This window comes from Polaromonas sp. P2_G11 (genome assembly GCF_056403595.1).
The window spans coordinates 368,780-389,974 of record NZ_JBFUFE010000006.1; the positions used below are offsets into that span (position 1 = coordinate 368,780).

The 21,195-nt window shown below is 61.6% G+C and carries 18 protein-coding genes; 4 read left to right on the forward strand and 14 right to left on the reverse strand.

The window, feature by feature from the left end; translation table 11 throughout:
• Positions 1–4: 4 nt before the first annotated feature.
• The 4 genes from AC1DWQ_RS21920 to AC1DWQ_RS21935 all read right to left on the reverse strand — a co-directional run bounded on the left by AC1DWQ_RS21920 (position 5) and on the right by AC1DWQ_RS21935 (position 7,236).
• Positions 5–1,111: a GmrSD restriction endonuclease domain-containing protein gene (locus AC1DWQ_RS21920; protein WP_477671533.1), complete on the reverse strand. Its 1,107-nt coding sequence runs from the start codon at positions 1,109–1,111 to the stop codon at positions 5–7.
• Between the two features lie 378 nt (positions 1,112–1,489).
• Entirely contained in the window at positions 1,490–2,467 is a 978-nt protein-coding gene (locus tag AC1DWQ_RS21925; RefSeq protein WP_477671534.1) for an alpha/beta hydrolase family protein, read from the reverse strand.
• 8 nt (positions 2,468–2,475) lie between these two features.
• Positions 2,476–5,304: a DUF3857 domain-containing protein gene (locus tag AC1DWQ_RS21930; RefSeq protein WP_477671535.1), complete on the reverse strand. Its 2,829-nt coding sequence runs from the start codon at positions 5,302–5,304 to the stop codon at positions 2,476–2,478.
• 87 nt (positions 5,305–5,391) lie between these two features.
• Entirely contained in the window at positions 5,392–7,236 is a 1,845-nt protein-coding gene (locus AC1DWQ_RS21935) for a glutamine--tRNA ligase/YqeY domain fusion protein (RefSeq protein WP_477671536.1), read from the reverse strand.
• 118 nt (positions 7,237–7,354) lie between these two features.
• Here AC1DWQ_RS21935 and AC1DWQ_RS21940 point away from each other — a divergent pair, with 118 nt between their 5' ends.
• The gene (locus AC1DWQ_RS21940; RefSeq protein ID WP_477671537.1) at positions 7,355–7,741 is read left to right on the forward strand and encodes a hypothetical protein; all 387 of its coding nucleotides are present in this window, start codon (positions 7,355–7,357) and stop codon (positions 7,739–7,741) included.
• Positions 7,742–7,853: 112 nt separating this feature from the next.
• Here AC1DWQ_RS21940 and AC1DWQ_RS21945 read toward each other — a convergent pair whose 3' ends face one another.
• From AC1DWQ_RS21945 to AC1DWQ_RS21975, 7 genes are all read right to left on the reverse strand, one after another.
• Positions 7,854–8,435, reverse strand: coding sequence for a DUF3455 domain-containing protein (locus AC1DWQ_RS21945; protein WP_477671538.1), 582 nt, complete (start codon positions 8,433–8,435; stop codon positions 7,854–7,856).
• Positions 8,436–8,770: 335 nt separating this feature from the next.
• Positions 8,771–9,361 (reverse strand): DUF3455 domain-containing protein, encoded by a 591-nt coding sequence (locus AC1DWQ_RS21950; RefSeq protein ID WP_477671539.1) that lies wholly within the window; start codon positions 9,359–9,361, stop codon positions 8,771–8,773.
• A gap of 340 nt (positions 9,362–9,701) precedes the next feature.
• Positions 9,702–10,256 (reverse strand): DUF3455 domain-containing protein, encoded by a 555-nt coding sequence (locus AC1DWQ_RS21955; RefSeq protein ID WP_477671540.1) that lies wholly within the window; start codon positions 10,254–10,256, stop codon positions 9,702–9,704.
• A 349-nt stretch (positions 10,257–10,605) separates the two neighbouring features.
• Positions 10,606–11,277 (reverse strand): DUF924 family protein, encoded by a 672-nt coding sequence (locus AC1DWQ_RS21960; RefSeq protein WP_477671541.1) that lies wholly within the window; start codon positions 11,275–11,277, stop codon positions 10,606–10,608.
• A gap of 18 nt (positions 11,278–11,295) precedes the next feature.
• A complete protein-coding gene (locus tag AC1DWQ_RS21965) occupies positions 11,296–12,456 on the reverse strand; it encodes a branched-chain amino acid ABC transporter substrate-binding protein (protein ID WP_477671625.1) in 1,161 nt (386 codons plus the stop codon).
• Positions 12,457–12,690: 234 nt separating this feature from the next.
• Positions 12,691–13,716: an alpha/beta hydrolase family protein gene (locus AC1DWQ_RS21970; protein ID WP_477671542.1), complete on the reverse strand. Its 1,026-nt coding sequence runs from the start codon at positions 13,714–13,716 to the stop codon at positions 12,691–12,693.
• Between the two features lie 136 nt (positions 13,717–13,852).
• Positions 13,853–14,263 (reverse strand): DUF2306 domain-containing protein, encoded by a 411-nt coding sequence (locus AC1DWQ_RS21975; protein ID WP_477671543.1) that lies wholly within the window; start codon positions 14,261–14,263, stop codon positions 13,853–13,855.
• Between the two features lie 386 nt (positions 14,264–14,649).
• On the opposite strand from AC1DWQ_RS21975, the gene AC1DWQ_RS21980 reads away from it, so the two are divergent.
• The 3 genes from AC1DWQ_RS21980 to AC1DWQ_RS21990 all read left to right on the forward strand — a co-directional run bounded on the left by AC1DWQ_RS21980 (position 14,650) and on the right by AC1DWQ_RS21990 (position 17,227).
• Entirely contained in the window at positions 14,650–15,483 is an 834-nt protein-coding gene (locus AC1DWQ_RS21980; RefSeq protein ID WP_457279124.1) for an undecaprenyl-diphosphate phosphatase, read from the forward strand.
• Positions 15,484–15,527: 44 nt separating this feature from the next.
• Positions 15,528–16,733, forward strand: a complete 1,206-nt coding sequence (locus AC1DWQ_RS21985) for a dienelactone hydrolase family protein (RefSeq protein ID WP_477671544.1) — start codon at positions 15,528–15,530, stop codon at positions 16,731–16,733.
• A gap of 98 nt (positions 16,734–16,831) precedes the next feature.
• Positions 16,832–17,227, forward strand: coding sequence for a DUF3597 domain-containing protein (locus AC1DWQ_RS21990; RefSeq protein WP_477666371.1), 396 nt, complete (start codon positions 16,832–16,834; stop codon positions 17,225–17,227).
• Positions 17,228–17,247: 20 nt separating this feature from the next.
• On the opposite strand, the gene AC1DWQ_RS21995 is transcribed toward AC1DWQ_RS21990, so the two are convergent.
• From AC1DWQ_RS21995 to AC1DWQ_RS22005, 3 genes are all read right to left on the reverse strand, one after another.
• Positions 17,248–18,753: an acyl-CoA-binding protein gene (locus tag AC1DWQ_RS21995; RefSeq protein WP_477671545.1), complete on the reverse strand. Its 1,506-nt coding sequence runs from the start codon at positions 18,751–18,753 to the stop codon at positions 17,248–17,250.
• A gap of 1 nt (position 18,754) precedes the next feature.
• Entirely contained in the window at positions 18,755–20,035 is a 1,281-nt protein-coding gene (locus AC1DWQ_RS22000) for an MASE1 domain-containing protein (RefSeq protein WP_477671546.1), read from the reverse strand.
• A 323-nt stretch (positions 20,036–20,358) separates the two neighbouring features.
• On the reverse strand, positions 20,359–21,195 hold the full coding sequence (locus AC1DWQ_RS22005; protein WP_477671547.1) for an alpha/beta hydrolase: 837 nt from the start codon (positions 21,193–21,195) through the stop codon (positions 20,359–20,361).

Genomic DNA, 21,195 nt, shown 5'->3' on the forward strand with positions numbered 1-21,195 from the left:
GAGATCAAACCAAGATACTTTTGATTTTTTGCACTCGTAAGCGTACTTGTTGCTCGTCGCTAGTGGCGACACTTATCGATCTGCGAAAGGCTTCGTCTTCAGAAAATAGCTGGCCTAGGCGATCCTGCACAGTCTTGGCAGCAATATTGAGTTTCTTCTTTTCTGCTTGCAGTTGAGCTACTGCGACCATCTCTGCGTCATAGAGTGCAGCGTTAAATTTGCTTTCGACGACTTTGGTGCGCGAGAATATTTTGAACGCCAAATCACCGAACAAATCTCGAACTTTCAGTAATGTGGAATTGAAAAACTCCTCAAGGGACAAGCTTTCTTCAGGTGTCATGGAGCGCCTCGCATCGACAAAAGCGTTAATAAAACCAGCCAAAGGCTTCTTGTAGTGTTCGAAGTCTTGACTCAAAGCGAGGAAACGCATCACGAGTTCTTCGGCCTTCATTCGCTTATCAATTTTTATGTCCAGAAGCTCTAAAAACTTCGTGGATTGCACAATTTTTGCCGCTAGCTGAATTGCGTCACCAAAATAAAGCCCGTGGCGAAGCTCCTGAGGATTTAGTTTTACAGAGCCAGAATTTAAGCGTTCGAAGACATCGAACTTAACTTGCGGATGGGTGTCTTTCAGAATGACTATGCATCTGAGCGTTCTGTTCAAGATGTGCCGTTGAAATCGGCCATCCAATTCGAAAAACCTATTGCCCTCCAACTCTGGATAAGCAGTCAATCCTTTAAGCGCGAACTCATTGTTTAGATATCGATTTATTGACGTCAGACGTTGATTCCCGTCAATTACCGACATCGTTTCGTCCTTCTCTTGATTCAAATAGACGACCGGAATCGGACATTGAATAATTAGCGACTCGATTAATCGAGATGCCTGCGAATCACTCCAAACATATCGACGTTGAAACTCAGGAATACCTATAGACGTATCGCGCAGTTTTTCAAAAATTGTCTGAACTGCAAAGTCGTAAGTTTCGGTATGAAGCTTTCTTTGCTCTGGAGGGATGTTAAGAATCGACTCTGCAAAATCGTCTTGACCAGTTGCAGTGGGAAAGAGCAAGTCAGCAAGTCCTCGCCCATCTTTTTTTGCAGTTGCCATTGGAGATACCTTTGAGTTCGTTAGCTACATACGATGACAGACTGCTTCCAACTGATCGGGTTTGATCGAGATATAGGCAAATCGCCATTTGCTAGTAGCGAGTGTTTCATGCTCGTCGTTCGATTGAATACGGTTTTAACCGCGTTGTGGTCATTTAAACCTGTGAAAAGTACCCATGCCATTTGAACAAAGGCTGACCTACTACCCTATGGTTAGTAAGACTCAACATAGGTCGGCATGCCTTTAGCTTTCTGGGACATAGCTCGTCGATGGACTTATTGCTATCCGCCGTGTGTGCCACTCCTGCATCGAGGATCAGTGTCGTGTGTAAAGCGATCGGCATAGGCATAGATGGTACTTCTATCGGTAATAGCGAAGTTACCCCTTAAGCCCCTTACCCGCCCGCGCCACCATCTCCTCCGTCCCCAAATCCCTCGCACACCACCCCGCCACAATGCGCGACGAATTCGACAGCCCGTGCGCATCCGGACCGGTGCCTTCGCCTTGTAGCACCTGAACCGGAATCTGCGCTTTTTGCAATGCGTCGGCCATTACGGTTTGCGAGGTCCAGAAAACGTTTTTGTCATTCGGGTTGCCCAGCACAAACACGCGCAGCTTGGGGTTGGTTTTTTCCTTGGCGACAAACTTCCACGGCTCGTAGGAGTCGGCGTAGTTGGTGGTGTCTTTGCTGCGGCCCATCATTTCCCAGCGGATGCGGGGTGAGGAGGGTGCTGAGGTGGGGATGGCGCACACGATGTCCGAGCGCTCGGTGATCAATGACGAGGTGACGTGGCCGCCGCCGCTTTGTCCAGCGATGACCCATTCTTCAATGCCGTAGCGCTTCTTGATCTCGTCTAACGCGGCCGAGATGATGAGTGATTCGTCAATGCGCCTGCGCTGCATGTGGTCGCCTGATGAGCCGTGGGTGCCCGGGCGGCCCATGTAGATGTAGGGCATGCCGAGTGTTTTGGCCCAACCGTCGGCGAAGTTTTGCAACTGGGCGTTGGTCAAGTCCAGGTAGTTTTTGCTGGTCTTGCCTACGCCCACAAAGACGTCGCCATGAAAGAACACGATGGCGCGTTTGACGGGCTGGTCGCCAAAACCGGCCTTCCAGTATTTGATGCATTCGGCGCCCGAGCTGGCCGTGGCGGCCCAGACGGTGTTGGCGGCGGCCGCGCATTGCGCCTGGGTGGCCTTGACACCATGCAGGATGGCCGATTCTGAAAAATCGCCTGCGTCGCTAAATTCGAAACGGCCGAACTGGGCATGACCGGTGGCCGGTACCAGCAGGGATGCCGCCCATCCCGTCATCACCAGAAAATTGCGCAGGCGCTTGGGATAGGGCGATGGGCGCATATGTGGGCCTAGGGCTTGGCGACACCCATCTGTTGCAGCTCCAGGCCCGCTGCGACGTGCTCGATGTAGAGGAGGACGCCTTTTTCGCGGGCCTTGTTGAAAAACTCGGCGGCTTTTGTCTTGTCGCCCTGGGCATAGTAGTTCTGGCCAACATAGAAGTAGCCTTCCACAAGGGCCATGTCGCGTTCGTCGCCCTTTTTGCTGTCTAGTGTGGCCAGGGCCTGTTCGGGTGTCATCAGGCCGTGCAGCATGGCAAGGGCGGGGCGGGGCCAGTCACCGCCAGGCTTGGCCCTGGCAAGCGCTTGCTGTGCGGCGTCCGGCGTGATGCCCAGCCGCTTTTGTGTCCATACGCGCCACAGCTCTGCATAAAGTGCGGCGTCGGCATCAGCCTGTTTGGACTGGCTTGCTTTGGCAAAGTCTTCTGCCGCTGCCGCAAGCTGGCCGCCGTAGAAACGTGCGTGGCCGCGCCGGTACATCACGTGGTCGCTTTCGTCGCCGAGTGAAATGGCCTTGCTGTAGTCGGCAACGCTGCGGGGGTAGTCTTGCAGGCCAAAGTACACATTGCCGCGGCAGGCATAGGCGCGCGAAAAGTTGGGGCTGCCCTTGATGGCAAGCTGGGCGTCTTTCAGGCCTTCTTCGGGTTTGCCGAGGTCTGTGAGTGCCTCGGCGCGTTCGCACAGGGCGTTTGCCAGGTCGTCACCGCTCAGCCGGCCGCTGTCGATACCTTTGCCGATCTTGCCGATGCGGTCTTTCAGGCGGTCCTCAATTGTCTGGCGCAGGTTTTTGGCCCCCAGGCCCAGCAGGCCGGATGACTTGATATCGTCTTTACGCACCACTGCCACGGGGTAAAAGATCTCCCCGGTGCGGCGCAGGGCGGCCGCATAGGCCGGCACGCGTGACGCCTCGATCTGGGTTTGCAGTACGGCCAGCTCGATGGAGGTTGATGCCCGATTGCCGCGAAAGGTGCTGGAGACCTTGTAGTCAAAGGCGTCGTCGCGCACGGAGCGCGTGAGGGGGTCACGCACCACAGACACCTCAGGCGGGAATTCAATCTCGATCGAGTAACGGTTCTTGCGCGGCAGGACTTCCATGGACAGCGGCTGGGTGCGATTGACTGACGGTGGCATGACCACCATGCCCGCCATGTTGCTGGCGCTGTAGCGCACGCCCCACTCGCCAGTGGCCGTGATGGCCAGGTTGGGAATGATGTAGAGGTTTTTGACGGTTATGACGTTGTTTACGGTGTCGTCGAGCACCTGGAGCGGCGCCGAAAAACGGATGCCGGGATAGAGCCGCTCATATACCTCGCGAAACACCTTGTCGCGCTGCTCGGTCGTCCAGGCGGCCAACTGGATGCGGCGCACTTCCGCGCTGTAGCCCGACCAGAGGTTCTGGCTTTCGAGCGTGCCGTCGCCGCCAAATTTCGGCAGCGTGATTTTTTCGGTGAGTTCGTTGCGGGAGATCGCGGCGTAATCAGCTGACTTGATGCGGGTGAAGCTGCTGTTGCCGGGTTGAACAACGAGTACCTCGGAGCCTTCATGCGGCTGGCCCAGTGCGTCCAGCCGTCCGGTTTGGCCGATCAGGGTGGGGTCGAGAAAATAGGTTTTGCCTTCCACTTCCGCGCGCACGATGGCGTGGTCGAAAGCGTAAGGTGAAGGCAGCATCTTCGTCAGTCCGTCGCGGAAGCGGGTGGACACCAGCACCGGCTGTGCCTTGATGCCCAGCGCGCGCAGCATCTCGATCAGCATGAATGATTTGTCCTTGCAGTCGCCATAGCGGCGCTGCAGGGTGAGCGCGGGTTGCGTGGGGCGGTGCGAACTTTCACCCAGGGACACCGAGAAATAACGGATTTCGTTTTGCACCCATTGCAGTGCACCGGAGACGCGCTCGTCCATGGTGGGCTTGGTGCCCAGCGTTTGCACTACCTGCATGATTTCAGGAGGCAAGGGTGCGGTGCTACGGAACAGCTGGTCGGCCCAGTCCGACACCTCGGCCCAGCTCTGGAACTCCGAGAACTGCATGGAGCGGCCCACATAAAAACTGGAAGGAACCGAAGCTTCAAAGTCCACGGCTGGCAGCGCGAGCTGTTCCCAACGGAGTTTTTTCATCGCGCCGCTGACTGACTCGACAGGCTTTGGATAGTCCTTGTTCAGGTCGCCCAAAAAACGCACATTGATCTTGCGCGCGGAAGGATAGTTAAGCGTGACACGGCGCCGGTCAACCGGGCCGCCCTGGTCCCAGCTGGCGTAGTCAATGAAGCGGTTGCCCATGACCGGGTTGGCTCCGATGGTGGAGTAGGCGATCTCCAGTATGTCGCCGACGCGCAGGTCCTCAACCAGGATGGATGCGGTGGTTTCGCCGTTATAGGCGCCCATGTCGAGGCCGGTTTCCTGCTGAAGGAAGCGGATTTCGGCCGTGGCGAGCTTGTCAAGAACCTGGCCTGCGCGGTGAATGCGCAGGATATGGAGCTTGGCTCTCTGGTATTCGGGGTTGAAGGACACGGCCATCGTGCCCAGCGACTGCAACGGGGCATTGGTGTTGGCCAGCCAGGCCCGGTGTACAAAGCTGGTGGATTGTGCGGCCACCATGAATTGCGTGTCCGCCAGTATGGTTACCACTGGTGCCTTGCTTTGCGTGGCAGGCAGGTTGGTGATGGGTTCGACCCAACTGGGCAGGGCCGCCTGGCGCTCGAATTTGTCGGATGAAATCCGCACTTCCTTGACGCCTTCGTTCGGACCCTGGGTAGCAGGCGTCGGCTGGGACTGCGCGGCCAGTGCGCACAGAGCGAGCGTGCCCATCAACATCGTGCTGCGCACGGCATGCAACCAGATTTTCAAAATATTCTCCCTCGTAATTCGAATTGTTCTGTGGACGCTATTTTTAGTTTGTGCTTCGGTTTGAGCGGCGTCCATCGGCTTGCCAGGCTATTTGGCCCAGTTATCCTTCATGCCCGTGACCCGATTGAATACGGCTTTACTGGCAGAGTGATCCACCAGGTCCGTCACAAAGTACCCATGCCGCTCAAACTGAAAGCGCGTACCGGCGGGCACATTCGTCAGTGATGGCTCAACATACGCCGTCACGGCCTTGAGGCTGTCGGGGTTCAGCTCGTCGTGGAAATCCTTGTCGCCGGTGCCGGGGTGTTCGGTGGTGAAGAGGCGGTCATAAAGGCGCACTTCGGCCTGCACCGCATCGTTCACACCCACCCAGGTGATCACGCCCTTGACCTTGATGGCGTCGGAGCCGGGGGTGCCGCTCTTGGTGTCGGGGATCAGGGTGGCGTGCACTTCGGTGACCTTGCCGTTGGCGTCTTTCACTGCGCCTGTGCATTCGATGACGTGGCCATATTTGAGGCGGACCTTGCTGCCGGCAATCGCCTGCTTGCTGGCGTTGATGTGCGGCGGGAAGAGGCGGAAGAAACCTTTGGGGGGAGTCTCTTCGTAGTCGGTGCGTTCAATCCAGACTTCCTTGCCGATCTTGAACTGGCGTTTGCCCATGTCTTCATGGTGCGGGTGCACGGGTGCGCTGCAGTCGTCAAGCTTTCCTGCGCCCATGATTTCATCCCAATTGGTCAGCACCAGCTTGACCGGATCAAGCACGGCCATGGCACGCGGTGCAATCGGGTCGAGCGTGTCGCGCAAGGAACCTTCGAGCGTGCTGTAGTCGATCCAGCTGTCGCTCTTGGTGACGCCGATGCGTTCGGCAAAGAGTTGCAGTGATTCGGGCGTGTAGCCGCGGCGGCGCAGGCCGACTATTGTTGGCATGCGGGGGTCGTCCCAGCCGCTCACGCGCTTTTCAGTCACCAGCTGGGCGAGCTTGCGTTTGCTGGTGAGCACGTAGGTGAGGTTGAGGCGCGCAAATTCGTACTGGCGCGGGTGCGGTGTGGCAATGAGTTTGCCTTCGGCCAAACGGTCGAGCAGCCAATCGTAAAACGGGCGCTGGTCTTCAAACTCGAGCGTGCAGATGCTGTGGGTGATCTGCTCAAGTGCGTCTTCGACCGGGTGGGCGAAGGTGTACATGGGGTAGATGCACCATTTGTCGCCGGTGTTGTGGTGGTGTGCGCGGCGTATGCGGTAAATGGCCGGGTCGCGCATGTTGATGTTGGGCGAGGCCATGTCGATCTTGGCGCGCAGCACGGCGGCGCCGTCGGGCAGCTTGCCGTCTCGCATCTCGCGAAAGCGCGCCAGGTTCTCAGCGGGTGTGCGGCCGCGGAAGGGGCTGTTGGTGCCGGGGTGGCCAAAGTCGCCGCGGTTGTGGCGCATTTCTTCGGCGGTTTGTTCGTCAACGTAGGCGTTGCCGCTTTCAATCAAATACTCGGCTGCGCGGTACATGAAGTCAAAGTAGTCGCTGGCCTGGTAGGGCTTGTCGCCCCCTTTGCCATTGCCGATCTGCGCCCAGTCATAGCCCAGCCACCTGACGGCTTCGATGATGCTGTCGACGTATTCGGTGTCTTCTTTTTCGGGGTTGGTGTCGTCAAAGCGCAGGTGGCATACGCCGCCGTAGTCGCGCGCCAGGCCGAAGTTCAGGCAAATGCTTTTGGCGTGGCCCACATGTAAGTAGCCGTTGGGCTCGGGCGGAAAGCGCAAGCGTACCTTGGCCGGGTCGGGCTGGCCCCCAGCGTGGTGGGCGGCGTCCCCGGGGCTGCCGCCCCAGCGGCGGCTGGCATAAGTGCCTTCGGCCAAGTCTTTTTCGATGATTTGGCGCAGGAAGTTGCTGGGCTTGTGGGTTTCTTTGTCGGCGGGCGCGGAGGCAGGGGCGTGGGTGGTCATTGAGTGATTTTAGGGGGTTACGTTTGGCTACGCTCTTCACTGTGCATGCGGTACGCCGTTACGGGGGTGGCGCGTTTAATAAACACATGGGCATTTCCTGCCCTGTTAAGGAGATCATATGAAGACAGCAATCAAGGCAAACCGCTCCGTCGCCGTGGCAGGCGCCACAGCCGCGCTGGCACTGGCCGCTTTCGGCTTTGCCGGTGCTGCCCAGGCCCGTGACAACGTGACCTTTTCTGTGGGCGTAGCCGCTCCCGGTATAGCGGTGGGCGTGACCAACGGCTACCCGGTGTACCAGCAGCCCGTGTATGTGCAGCCCGCCCCGGTGTACTACCAGCCTGCCCCGGTGTATTACCAGCCGCGTCCTGTGTACGTGAGGCCTGCGCCTGTGTACTACGCACCGCAGCCGGTGTACTACGGCCCCAGGCACGGCCACAGGCACCACGGCGGTTACTACGTGCAGGCGCCCCCTCCGGGTTATGGGCCGGGGTATTACAGGCGCTAAGCCTGCGTTGCGGGCTAACCCGGTCTGACCTGGGTCGCCAGGGTTAGCCGCCTTGCAACAGCAAAAAGCAAAAAGCCCGCTTCATGCGGGCTTTTTGCCGGGCGCCGAAAGATCAGCCGGCCGGGCCCCAGAAAACATAGTCCGCCTCGTAAGGCACCGACACCCGCATGCCCAGGCTGGCGGATGTGCAGGGCGGGCTCGCCACCACCCCGCCCGCGGTTCTGCGGCTTTGGATGTAGCTGACGCTCGCGAGCGCACCCGGGGTTTCTGAAGGGCTCACCATGGCTCGCTGCAGCGGAAGGCCGCTACGGTCAGCGGACACTTCTACCAACTCCTTCGCGGTGACTTTGGAGCCGTCGCTGTGCACCCAGCGCGAGCGCAGGCCCGGGTAGTACGTGACGGTCTGGCCATTGCTGTCCTGCAGCCGCAGCCCCGGTGACTGGAGCAGCCAGGCGTATTCATAGGGCGCACGTTTGATGGCCTGGCACTCATACAGGAGGTCGCCCTTGCCCTGGGCTTCCAGCACGGCCTTGTGGCCCGCCGGCACGCGTATGGCTTCAGGCAGGGTCTGCTGGGCGTTGTAGGGGTTGGGCAGGCGCACGCTGCAGGCGCCAAGCACCCCCACTGCGCCGGTGACCATGAGCACGCTTCGCAGCAGGGCGAAGCAGGGAGCGCGAGAGGCTTTGGTGTTCACGGCAGGTTCCAGGTGAGGGGCGATGGTCTCAGGCACCAGTAAAACACAATGAGCCAGGCCCGCTGTAGGACGCTGAAGGGAATGGGTGCGGGCAAAGGTCGGCAGGTTTGACGGGGTAGGGTCATGGCGCATTGGAAGCGTCCAGCCGGTATTCCATGCCGGTGCCCATGCCGATGTCGTGAGGCAGCTCCATCCCAGTGCCAAATCTGGCTGTAGCCCAATAAGAATAAGCGCGAGAAGCTATAAATTCAGTAGCAGGTTGATTCTGCCCACGCCAGAAAAAAAGCCCGCAGACCAAGGGCCTGCGGGCTTTTGGGGTCCATTGCCGCTCTGCTTCAAGAGGCTTTCCAGAAAATATAGTCGGCCTGGTAAGACGTTGTCAGCTTGTCGCCGAGGTCGGATTGCGTGCAGGCCTTGCTCAGGTCTTGCCCGCCCTTGGTCTTGATGCGCTGGATGTAGGTGATGTTTTGCAGGACGCCAGGCGTGGCGCCCGATGCACCGGTGGAAAGCTGGTTCGGCAGGTTGGTGGCGCCTATGCGGGGCGCCAGCGCCACCTGCGTGCCGACGACGCTGGAGCCGTCGATGTGCGTCCAGGTGGCAGGCGGGCCGGAATATTTCGCGACGGTTTTGCCGGTGCGGTCCAGCAGGTCAGCCTCGGGCCTCACGAGAACCCAGCCGATGGTGCCAGCCGTGTCGGCGTTGGCCTTGCACTCGTAATGAAGCAGGCCGCTGGCGGTGGTTTCAAGCGCCACAACATGCCCGGGCGGCACCTTGACCGATGCGTCCAGCGGGTCCTGCGTGTATTCCTTGGGAAGCGGCGCGACACCGGAGCAGGCGGTGATCAGCGCGGCAGTGCCGGTAACCATGGCCAGCGTGACGGCAACGCTCTTGCTGTAGGCCCAAAAGGTGTTGTGTGTGCTTTTCATGAAGGCTCCTCGGGTTGTTGTTTTGCCTGCTTGCCAGTAAAGCCCGCTGAAATGTAAACATCTGTAGGACGCCGCGCAGCCTCATTGCCAGCGCCTTGCCGGACCGTTTGCGGGCAAATGCGACAGCTCAGGCGATACGCCAAAAAGACAGTCAGGCAACAAGCCCAAGCGGCAGCCAACCGCCCGTAAAAAAGCCCACAGCGCCGGCCTTGCGGCAAGCCTGCGGGCGTAAGACCAGCCCCGCCTGACTTCAGAGCTGGCGGCTCACCCTGGGAGATGCGGGTGAAGGGTATCGGGCGCGGGGAAGTGCCTGTGCGAACCTCCCTGCGCCTTCCTGCGCTTACATCGCCTTGTAGAAGATGTAGCCGGCCTGGTACTTCACGACCTGTTTGGCGCCCATGTTGCCGGCGGCGCAAGGCATGGCGGGCGCAACGCCGCCCTGGGTGTCCACGCGCTGGATGTAGGTCACGCCGCTCATGGCGCCGCTGCCCATGGCCGGATTGCCCTTGACGAGTTGCAAAGGGATGTTGCCCATGCCGCCTGGGGCCACCGCGATTTGCGTCGCCGTCAGTTTGGAGCCGTCCATGCTTTCCCAGGTGGCCGGCGGGCCGTAGTATTTGCCGACCTGCTTGCCACTGCGGTCATTGAGCTTCGCGTCGGGCCCGACAAAGACCCATTCAAACTGGCCGGCCATGTCTTTTTTGGCATTGCACTGGTAGGTGATGTCGCCCTCGCCGACGGTCTCCATCGCGACCTTGTTGCCGGCCGGCACCTGCACGGCAGCCGGCAGGCCGGCCTGCGAGTAGGTGGGCATTATGGGCGACATGCTGCCGCAGGCGGCGAGCAGGGACACGAGCAGAACTGAAGCTGAGGCGGTGGCTGTGCGTAAAGTCATTATTGAACTCCTGGGTTTTTGTGAACCGGCCAGGCTGGCCGGCGTGTACCGGACGTCCGCCCTTGTTGTTGGCGATGTGGCGCCGGACGTCCCGTTGCTAGTACGGCGTAGCCAAGGCTATGGATTCAAAAGCAGGAAAGATGAGGCCTACTGTTGCTTGCTATCAAATTAGTAGCTGCTTGCGCAAGTTCCACTTGGGCTGGAGGCCGATTTGATGCATAACTCCCGCAGAGCCGGTTCTTCGGCGTATTCACCAGCGGGGGCCGCGGAACCGGCTTTGCCGGGCCGCAGGCGCCGTCCCCTTGAGGGGAGAACAGGCTACACGCAGTGAGCCTGGACAGGGGGAACCTCACTGCCCGAAGCGCGGGCCCTTGAGGAGAAAGTCGGTTTCCTCGGGCGTATCGGTACGCCTCAGCGCCGCGTTGCGGTAGGGGAAGCGTCCGAAGCGGGCGACGATGTCCCGGTGCTGGTGGGCGAAGTCAAGATTGCCGCGCAGGCGCTGCTTGAGTGAATCGGGCGCGTCGTCCACCAGCCGGGTGAAGCGCGCCACGCATTCATCCTGCAGCGCCAGGCTCTCGGCATGCATCAGCGGCATGTACAAAAAGATGCGCCCGGCCCAGGGCAGCTGCAGGTCGGTTTGGGCGGCCAGCGCTTCCAGCACCAGTTGCTGGGCTCGCGCGTCGCCGGCAAAGGCCTTGCCGGAGCCGCGAAAGACATTGCGTGTGAATTGGTCCAAAAGGATGACCAGCGCCAGGCGGTGAAGGGGCGGTTGCGCCCAGCCTTGCAGGCCGCCGTCCACGGCTGCCTCGACCGCATGGCCGAAGCGCGTGCGGATGTCTTCGTCGAGTTCGGCGCCACCGCCAAACCAGCGTTTGCCAAGGTCTTGCGTGGGCCAGTCTTTTTCGACACCGTCGCCCAGCCAGAAGTCCAGGACTTCGGCGGGCGTGGCGTGGTGGCGGGCAGGCGCCGTGCCGGAAGATGCGCCAGGGGGTGCGCCAGGGAATGAAGTGGGCTCGGTCATGACGACCGAAAGCTTAGCCTACCAGCGGTCGGAGCGCAGCTGCAGATCCCAAACACCCTTGCGGATCGAGTAAACGCCGACCACGCCGTAACGCTGCTCGCCCACCGAGTCCCACTTCATGGAGCCGGTAATCGGCGCGTAGCCGTCAAAGGTGCGCAGGGTTTCGGTGATCTTTTCAGGCTTGACCGAGTTGGCGCGCCGCATGGCGCCGGCCAGGATGTACATCGCGTCGTAGGTGTAGTGGCCGCCGTAAGCCGGCTCCCTTTTGAAGGTTTCCTGGTACTTGCTCAGGAAGGCCTTGCCGTTGACGAATTCCTTGGCGTCCAGGATGGGCGAAGTAGCGTAGATTCCCTTGACTGTGTCGCTGCCCTTGAGCATGTCGGTCGTCTTGATGGTGTCGCCGCCCAGGATGCTGATCTGCTGGTTGTAGTCGATCTTCTTGAGGGCATCAATCAGCGCGAGGATCTGGAAGTCGCCTTGCGTGGACACGACCACTTCGACATTGCCGTCCTTGATCTTGCCGGCCAGCTCGTCAAACTTGGTGGTCTTGTCGTCGGATGAATAGGTGACCACTACTGCCTTGCCGGCTTTCTTCAGCTCGACGGCCGCACCGGCGGCCAGGCCCTTGCCGTAGGTGGTGCCGTCATCGACGATGGCGAACTTGCTGGCGCTGAGCTGGTTGGCGGCAAAGGAGCCGATCGCGCGGGCCTGCAGGTTGTCGTTGGCGACCAGGCGGAAGGTGGTGGCCAGGCCCAGCTCGGTGAACTTGGGGTTGGTCGAGATGGCCAGCTGGGGAATGTTTTTGGCGGCATAGACCGGTGCGGCCGGGATGCTGACGCCCGAATTGAGGTTGCCGATCACGGCGACCACGCCGGCGTCGACGAGCTGCTGCGCGACTTCCACACCGGTTTTTGGATCAGACCGGTCGTCCATGGCCACGATTTCAATCTTGACCGTCTTGCCCTTGATCTGGAAGCCCTCCTTGTTGATCTCGTCCACGGCCATCTTCACGCCGTTGTGCAAGTCCTGGCCGAGCGCGGCGAGGTTTCCCGACAGGGGCTGGGCAACACCGATCTTGATGGTGTCTGGCGGGTTGTCACAGCCCGAGAGCAGGGCGCCGGCTACGGCAATGGCGGTCAGGCCGACCAGGGTATGGCGGCGGGATGCGAAGCTGTTCATCGTGAGAACCTTGGTGGTAATGTTGGTGTAACTGAATGTATATTTCACCTTCATGAAGCGGTAGTAGGGTTCACCCATCAGCGAATGAATGTACGAGTAGATAAGTTTTACTAATGATTCTTATTGGTTCGTTTCTGACTCAAAAATGCACCTGAAAGGCTCATTTTGGTTCACTTCGATGCGTGATCGCCAGGCGTGCCTGTGGCCCGTCTCACAAACCCATCGCCGGGGAATTCAGGGAAGCAGGTGCCTGCGCAGGAAGCTGCTGATCTTCTGGTCCACCTGGGGAAGCTCGCTGCGGTCAAAGCCGGGCGGGTCCAGCAGCAGGTCTTTGGCCAGGGCTGACATGGCATCGGCCGGTGGCGGCGGCGACAGCAGCGCACCGTGGCCGCCGGTGGGCAGGTCGGCCAGGTGTTCGCAGCGCTTGCAGGCCGCAAGCACCACGTCGCTGTGAAAACGGGGCACCAGCCAGCGGTCTTGCCGGGCGGTCACCAGTCCGAGCGGCACGGGCGGTGCGGCCAGCGAGGCCATGTCGAAATCGGCGGCCAGCGGAACGCCGGCAACCACGGCGCGAATGCGCGGATCGGTGTGGGTTTGCCAGCCTGCGTCGCTGAATCTTTGGCGGATCACTGCCAGCGCCACCGATTTTTTCAGGCCGTCCAGCATGCCCCCCGTGAGCCGGGTGGTCAGCCCGACGCAGGTGTGAAAGTCCTCGGCAATGTTGGCCTCGCAATGCCGGGCCAGCAGCGCCGGGGACCAGCGGCCGCCGGCGAGCGTCAGGGCGGTATGGCCGCCGGCCGACATGCCGTACATGCCGACCTTGTCCAGCGACAGGAGCGGTGCAAGGCGCTGGTCACGCGCTACCGCGTCAATGGCGCGGGAGACCTCGGCGGGCCGCTGCTTCCAGCTGTCGGGTCCGGGGGTAGACGGGTCCATGGCGTTGTCGCCGCGGTGCAGGGGAAACGCAACGACGAAGCCGTCTTCGACCAGGCGGCGCGCCAGGTCGGTGTACGTCCAGGGCGAGCCGCCCGAGCCGTGCGAGATCACCACGAGGCGCGTGTTGCCGCGCACGGGTTGGCCACCGCGATCAAGTTTGAGGGAATAGGAGCCGAACTGGGCCTGCCGGTCTTCACCGGCGGAAGGGTAAAAAACGCTGACGGGGCCATCGTCCTGCAGGCCGGGCAGTTCGGTGAATCCCATGCCGGCCTGCACGCAGGTGGCGGCGAGCAGCAACAGGCCGCTCAGGACATAACGGTGCATGGGTGTTCCTTCGTTTTCTGGGCGCCCGGGTGGGGCATTGTGTGCGTCTGAGGGATTTTCACCGGACTCCGTGCACGGACCGTCCTGCCACGGGCTCGTCAAAAAATGCTGCAGCTTTTCCGGGCGATGTGGAAAGTCACAGCAGGCCGAGCTGCGCCCACAGCATCTTGCCCAGGTAGCGGTCGGGCATCAGCGTGAACACGCCTGCCACCAGGCATGCGCCAATGTAGAGGGACTGCATGGCGCGGCGGTGGCCCGCAATGTTGCCGCGGCTCAAATGCCAGAACGCGCCGGTCAGGCTGAGCAGTGTGAAGGGCACCAGCAGGTGGATGGGTGTGTAGCCGGCGATATTGGGATAGTCATAGTCGCGGATGAAAACTGCCGTCGCGGCGGTGACCAGCATCATCGTCACGAAGGCATAACCAAAAGCCCGGTGCAGCTTGGGCCGCTGCAAGCGCCCTTTACGCGCCCACAGCGCGACGGGCCCAATGACGATGGCGGTGCTGGCAGCAAACAGATGAATGGCGATCAGCGGTGTCAGTTGCATGGCTGTGGCGACTGGCGGAAGGGGTAACAAATTGTGCACAGAAATACCACCCCTGTCCAGACTCACTGCGTGTAGCCTGTTCTCCCCTCAAGGAGACGGCGCCTGGGGCCGGCAAAGCCGGACCCTCGGCCCCCACTGGTGGAATACCTCCACCACTTGTTGCACCCACAGAATTCTCCAACCCAGCATGAGCCGCGGAACCGGCTTTGCCGGGCCGCAGGCACAGTCCCCTGCAAGGGGAAAAGGGCTACACGGAGTGAGCCCGATAGGGGTGTGCCAATTCTCGGCTTTGCCGGGCCGCAGGCGCAGCGGCCCCCTTGGGGGGCAGGGAGCTACACGAAGTGAGCGACCGTGGGGGCCATAATCTTTCATTTTCTGGAGACCGCGTGGATATTGCACTGTTGATCAAAGCCGCCGTCATGGGCATCGTCGAGGGCCTGACTGAATTCCTGCCGATCTCCTCGACAGGGCACCTGATATTGGCCGGTGCGCTGCTGGGATTTGACGATGAAAAAGCCAAGGTGTTTGATATCGCGATCCAGACTGGCGCCATTTTTGCGGTGATCCTGGTGTACTGGCAGAAGATCCGCGCGACCGCCGTAGCCCTGCCGACCGAGAAACAGGCGCAACAGTTTGTGCTCAATGTGCTGGTGGCTTTTGTGCCCGCCGTGGTGCTGGGCCTGCTGTTCGGCAAAGCCATCAAGGCCCATCTTTTCACGCCCGTGGTGGTGGCCAGCACTTTCATCATCGGCGGCTTCATCATCCTCTGGGCCGAAAAGCGGCAGCAAAAGAACACCGCGGCTGCGCGCATCCAGGAGGTGGAGGACATGACCGTGATGGACGCGGTGAAGGTCGGCCTGGTGCAATGCCTGGCGATGATTCCCGGCACCAGCCGAAGCGGTGCGACCATCATCGGCGGCATGCTGCTGGGGCTGTCGCGCAAGGCCGCGACCGACTTCTCGTTTTTCCTGGCCATGCCGACGCTGATTGGCGCCGGCGCCTACAGCCTGTACAAGGAGCGGGCGCTGCTGTCTGCTGCCGACATGCCCATGTTTGCGGTAGGCCTGGTGTTTTCGTTTTTCAGCGCCTGGCTTTGCGTACGCTGGCTGCTGCGCTACATCTCGACCAACAGCTTTGTGCCGTTTGCCTGGTACCGCATCGCGTTCGGCATTGTGGTGCTGGCCACGGCGTGGAGCGGGCTGGTGGTTTGGGCGGCGTAAAAAACTGAGCGTCCGGTAAAAGAGACGCAGGGGAGGGGACTGCCATGACCTGGCTTCGGTATTTTTCTGTTCTTCTTTGGGGCTTGCTGCTGGCACAGCTGTCGCATGCGAGTGGCCCGGTATTTATCCCGTCGCAGGACGGCAAGCTGCAGATTCCCGGCTACTGGTTCGACACCGGCGACAAGGATCCGCGGCCCGTCATCATCGGCCTGCATGGCTGCGGCGGCGGGCTCGACAGTAAAGGCAATTTTGCCGAGCGGCTCTTCCGGTATGGCGGGTACTTCAACGCGGAGCGCATGCATTTCCTCGCGCTGGACAGCTTCACCCCGCGTGGCCAGAAATCGATTTGCGAGACACCCAACAAGCTCCGCACCATTCACGAAAGCGATCGCCGCGAGGACGTGTTCGCCGCCATCGACTGGCTGGTGAAGCAGCCGTCTGTGGATGCTTCGCGCATTGTGGTCCTGGGCTGGTCGCATGGCGCGCAGACGGTGCTCAGCACTATCGACGCCACAGACAAATACGTGCAGGCACAGAAGATGCAGCCGCGCGCCGCCGTGGCTTTTTACCCTGGCTGCCTGCTGAACAACAGGATGTGGAACTATGAAGTCCATGTGCCGCTCCTGATCATGATCGGCGAGCTCGACGACTGGACACTGGCCCCGGAGTGCGTCACCCTGCATGGGCGCCTGCAAAAGAACAAAGCCAATTCGCCGGTGGAACTGACGGTTTACCCCGGCAGCTACCACGGCTTTGACGGCCCCGGGCCTGTCAAACAAATGGAAGGCCTGGGCAACACCAAAACCGGCAAGGCCACGGTGGGCGGCAACCCCGCAGCGCGGGAAGCATCACATGCGCGCATGTTCGAGTTTCTCTCGGCGCAGCTGGGCCAGCCCTTGCTGTTGTCGCACGCCCAGCGCTTCAAAGGGCATCACTACGTGGTGCCGCCGGCCTCCGGCTTTGCGGCGGCCGATGACACAGCGGCCGTGCCGCTCAGCGACGCCGGCAAGGCGCGTTATGCCCACTTCCGCAGCTTGCCGTCTCCCAAAGCCTTTGCCGTGACGGAGAAGGGCGGCTGGTACTTCAACGCCGGCGAGCCCGAAGCCATGGCGACGACCTTCCAGCAGTGTGCGAGGGCGAAATCGAAGTGCTGGCTGTATGCGGTAGACGATCAGGTGGTGTGGCAGCCCGATGCGGCGGCGCGGGCGGGTGAAGCGGGCCTGAAACGCGTGGGTGCGCCAGCCCGTTGAGCGATGCGTTGCCCAAGCTGCGATTGGCGTGACGTCTGACAAAAGCTGTCACATCCTGGTGTTACGCTGGATTTTTAAACTTCAGGCAGGGTCGCACCATGAGTATTCTCGGCAAAATTTTCGGCAAGATATTTCCCTCGCTGCAAACGCCCGATGCCGCGCCGCCGGTGGCTGCCGCTCCCGCTGACACGGCTCCCGCAGCGCCTGCCCCGGCGCCTGCAGCGCCGCCCATGCAGCAGGTGGATGTCGAAGCCCTGCTCAACGGCATGGCCAGCAAGAACCCGGAAAAACTCAACTGGAAGACCTCTATCGTCGACCTGATGAAGCTCCTGCACCTGGACAGCAGCCTGGGTGAGCGCAAGGAGCTGGCGAAGGAACTGGGTTACACGGGTGACATGAATGACAGCGCGACCATGAACATCTGGCTGCACAAGCAGGTCATGAACAAGCTGGCAGCCAACGGCGGCAAGGTACCCGCCGACCTGATGGATTAGCCCCGCGAAGGGACGAACGCTCAGGCGGACCTGAGCTTTTCCACTAGGGCTGTGTAGCCGGCCATCGCGTCTTCGCGGGTCATGCCCTTGCGCTGGGCCCAGGCATCGTATTTGGCGCGGCCTGTCACGTCCATCATGCCGGGGCGTTCGCCGGTCGCGTCCCCCAGCGTCGCCTGTTTGTACAAGGCATAGAGGCCCAGCAGGGCTTCGTTGTCAGGTGGTTGGGCCAGCGTCTTCACCGCAATGCCGGCGGCTTCAAAAGCGCGCTCGGCTTCGCTGGGCCCGGCAGGGGCCACAGGTTCACCAAAGTGCGCGTCTTCCAGCGCCACGTCATCAGGGAACCAGCGTGCATCGAGCAGCCGGCCCGAGCGCACCGCAAAGGCCAGCACACCTTGCGACATCAGGCCGCCGGCCGTGAGCGTAGCGGGCACCACCGCCACGCCGGCATTGAACACCGGCTGCCCGAATGCCGTGAACCGCACTGCAGCGGCCCACGGCAGCATGGCTTGCAGACCCTTGTTGCCGCGGTAAACGCCGCTGGCGCGGTTGGCGCCGGGCTGGAACCATGCCATGTCCGAAGCGCCCCTGGCAAAGATGCCGGTGAAGTCGCCGGCCTCCAGCGAGGTACGCAGCGCTTGCGCAAAGGCGATGAGTGCTTCGGGGCTCATCTTCGGGTCGTCTACCGCCATGCCCAGTGAGGCCGCGCTGCTGGCGCCGAAAAACTCCAGCACGTTGCGGGCAACCTGTTCGCGGTCGTTGTCGACGCAGATCATGTGATAGCTGTTTTCCAGCACCACCATGCGGGCTTTGGCGCCGCCTATCTGCTCGACCAGGTAGTTGGCCGAGCTCAGGCTGGTGAGTTCGTCCTCGCGTGCATGGATCACCAGGGTTTCGCTGGCCATGTCTTTCAGGCCGGTCATCACCCAGCCGCGAAGCCGGTCTACCTGCCGCACGCAGGCCAGCGGTACCCAGCGGTAATGAAAGGCTTCACCGCGCGCAAATTTGGCCTTGACGATGGCGCGCAGCTGTTCGTTCTTGATGCCGAAAGGGTCTTCTTCCTCGACCTTCATGCGTGCTGCAACGCCGGGCAGGTGGTACATCAGGTGGCGCAGCGGTGTGTACCAGGCGGTGGCCCACCCGTCGATGTAGATAGGCGGCGCCAGCGCGATCAGCTTGCCGCGCGTGTGCTTTTGCCGCTTGGCCAGCTCGGTGGCCAGCAGTGCGCCCATGCACATGCCCATGATGTGGAAGTTGTCGTGCTGCGCGGCCACCTCGTGGTATTTGGCGGTGACGGCATCCATCCACTGCTCAGCGGTCACGTTCACCAAATCCTCGGGCGTGGTGCCGTGGCCGGGCAGGGTCAGCGAATGGGTGACAAAACCGGCGTTTTTCAGCCGCTTGTGCATGGAGCCCAGATCGTATTGCGTGCCGCCCAGCCCGTGAATGAGGAAAACGGCCGGCGTCTTCTTGTCCACGGCCGGCGCTGGTGACTCGGCGGAAGCGGTGCTGGAAGTGTCCAGAGCCACGTCAGGCCTCGACTTCCAGCAGCGCTGCAACCTGTTCGACATTGCCGTCGGCGCCGCGCACACCCGACAGGCGCGCGTTCACGCTGGCCACGCGGCCGTCGCTCCAGCGCAGGGTGTTCTTCCACAGCACGTGGTCGCGCTGGCCCTGCGTCAGGTCGCGCCAGTCGGCTTGCAGTCCGGGCTGCTCTTGCGGGTCGGCGTGGGCGATGAAGTCCTGCACGGTCAGCAGTGCGTTGGCGTTGGTGCGCAGCAACTCGCTGGCACCTTCGCCCCATTCGGCAGCGCCCGTCCTGGCGTCAAAATTGGCGACCACCGTGCGGTTGGAGTCCAGCACCTGGCGGTAGCGGGTGCGCCAGTCCTGCGCCTGCGCCAGGGCCTGTGCGGCGGTGGCGCCCAGGGCATTGACCACGCCCACCAGCAGCGCCATCACGGCGACATAACCTTGTACCTCGATCACCGCTTCGCCGGGAAAGCCTTCCACTTCGGCGAAGGGGCCGCCGCCGGCGTTGGTCCAGGCGACCAGGGCCAGCGCGCCGATGAGCGTGGCCACCGTGGCGCCGCGTTCTTTCCAGAGGATGGCGGTCACCACCATGAAGGGCAGCGGCAGGTAGGTGAGGGTGGGGCCCAGCGATGCGCTGAACCGGTCGGACACATCGCTTGAAAAGATCAGCCCCGCCACCACAAAGAAAAGCAGGAAGGTGCCCGCGCCCGCCAGGAACTGGCTGGTGGCCATGCCGCCCGAGCGCTTGACCTTGAAGCCGGAAAACGCAGTGATGAGCGGCGCGATCAGCAAGATGCCGACAAAGGTGGTGCAGGTCCACACGCGCCATTCGGTCAGCAGGACAACGGGCTCCGGCAGGGCCCAGCTCCAGAGCATCACGCCGATGCTGGCACCCAGCGCGGAGGTCAGCAGTGCGCCCAGCAGCACGCCGGCGTAAGCCTTGCCCGGCTCCATGCCGCCGTCGGGCCCGGTGCTGCGCAGCAGGCGCGCCACCCAGGCGCCCAGGCTGGCGCAGAGGGCTTCGTTCAGGCCAAAAGCGATGGCAGGCAACACGGCCAGGCCGTCCAGCAAAGCCAGCGCGATGGCCGCCAGCGCGGCGCCCGCCAGTACGGCGGGGCGCTTGGGCGGCTTCACGGCCAGCAGCGCGCCAAAGGTGACGCCCGTGGCCAGCCAGACGGATGCGCTCAGCGTCATCGCGTCGCCCATGCTTTGGGACAGCACCGCTGCAACGGCCCAGGCTAGAAAGGTCACGGCAAGGGTGACGATAAAGGACAGGGCCATGAGAAACCTCCTCTGAGAATCGTTCTGATGCGCGGCACAGGGGCTGCCGGATGTGCTGGGCTAGTTTATCCAGTCTGTTGCGAATGTTGAACCGCAGTCTTGAGGGTAAGTCCCCGCGGCGTCAATATCGCTGAAATCTGCACTTTTAGGTGGTTTTTGGCCTTTTGGGAAATAGGGACGGGCGCTGGCAGCTATTGAATTGATAGCGGTTCCTTGAGGCCGGTTTGTGTTCCGACTGGGCGCTTTCGTCTAGGAGCTGCTGGCCGGGCAACCCCCGGCCAGCCGCCCTCAGCAGAGGGCGCACCGCCGGAAACAACAGCAGCCTACTCGAGGAAATTCCTCAAAGCCGCCTCAACCGCAGCCGCCGTTGCCAATGGCTTCTCCATCGGAAACAGATGACTCCCATCCAGCATCATGATCCGCCCCTTCGTCACCTTTTCGGTCATCGCCATCCCAACCTGCTTCATCTCGGCCGACTGCCGCCCGCCGATAAAGGCAACAGGGCATTTCAGCGGGTGGCGTTTAAGCAGGCCTTCCAGGTTGTGGGGAAGCGTGTTGTAGATCGCGGTTTCGACGTCGCGGTCGAAGCTCAGCAGGCGCTGGCCTTCGCCGGCATCGTCGTGGGTGCCATGCTCGATGTAGTCGCGCAGCACTTGCTCGTCCCAGGCGGCAAATGCCTTCTTGCTGCGAAAGTGTTCAAAGACCTCGTCTTTGCCTACCCATTGGTGACGGCGTTTGCGGCTGATGGCACCGGGGGATATGGAGCCCACCAGTTGTGCTCGCTTGGCCACGCTCAGCGCTGCGGCGCGCCAGCCGCCGAGGATGGGGGAGTCGACCAGCACCACGCCCTTGACGGGCTGGCCGCCGAGCACCGGGTTGCGCGCAGCGCACATCAGGCTTAAAAAGCCGCCCAGCGAATGGCCCACCAGGAAAGCCGGCTGGCCGGATTTTTCAACCTCGCGGGCCGTGAAGTCGGCCAACTGCTGCACCAGGTGCGGCCAGTTGCTGGTGACCGGGTAGCGCGGGTCGTGGCCGAATTTTTCAATCGCCTTGACCTGAAAGCCGCGTGCTTTCAGGCTCTGGAACACCGCGCTGTAGGTGCTGGCGGGGAAGCTGTTGCCGTGGGAAAAAATGACCAGCGGCTTTGCGTTGGCGGGCAC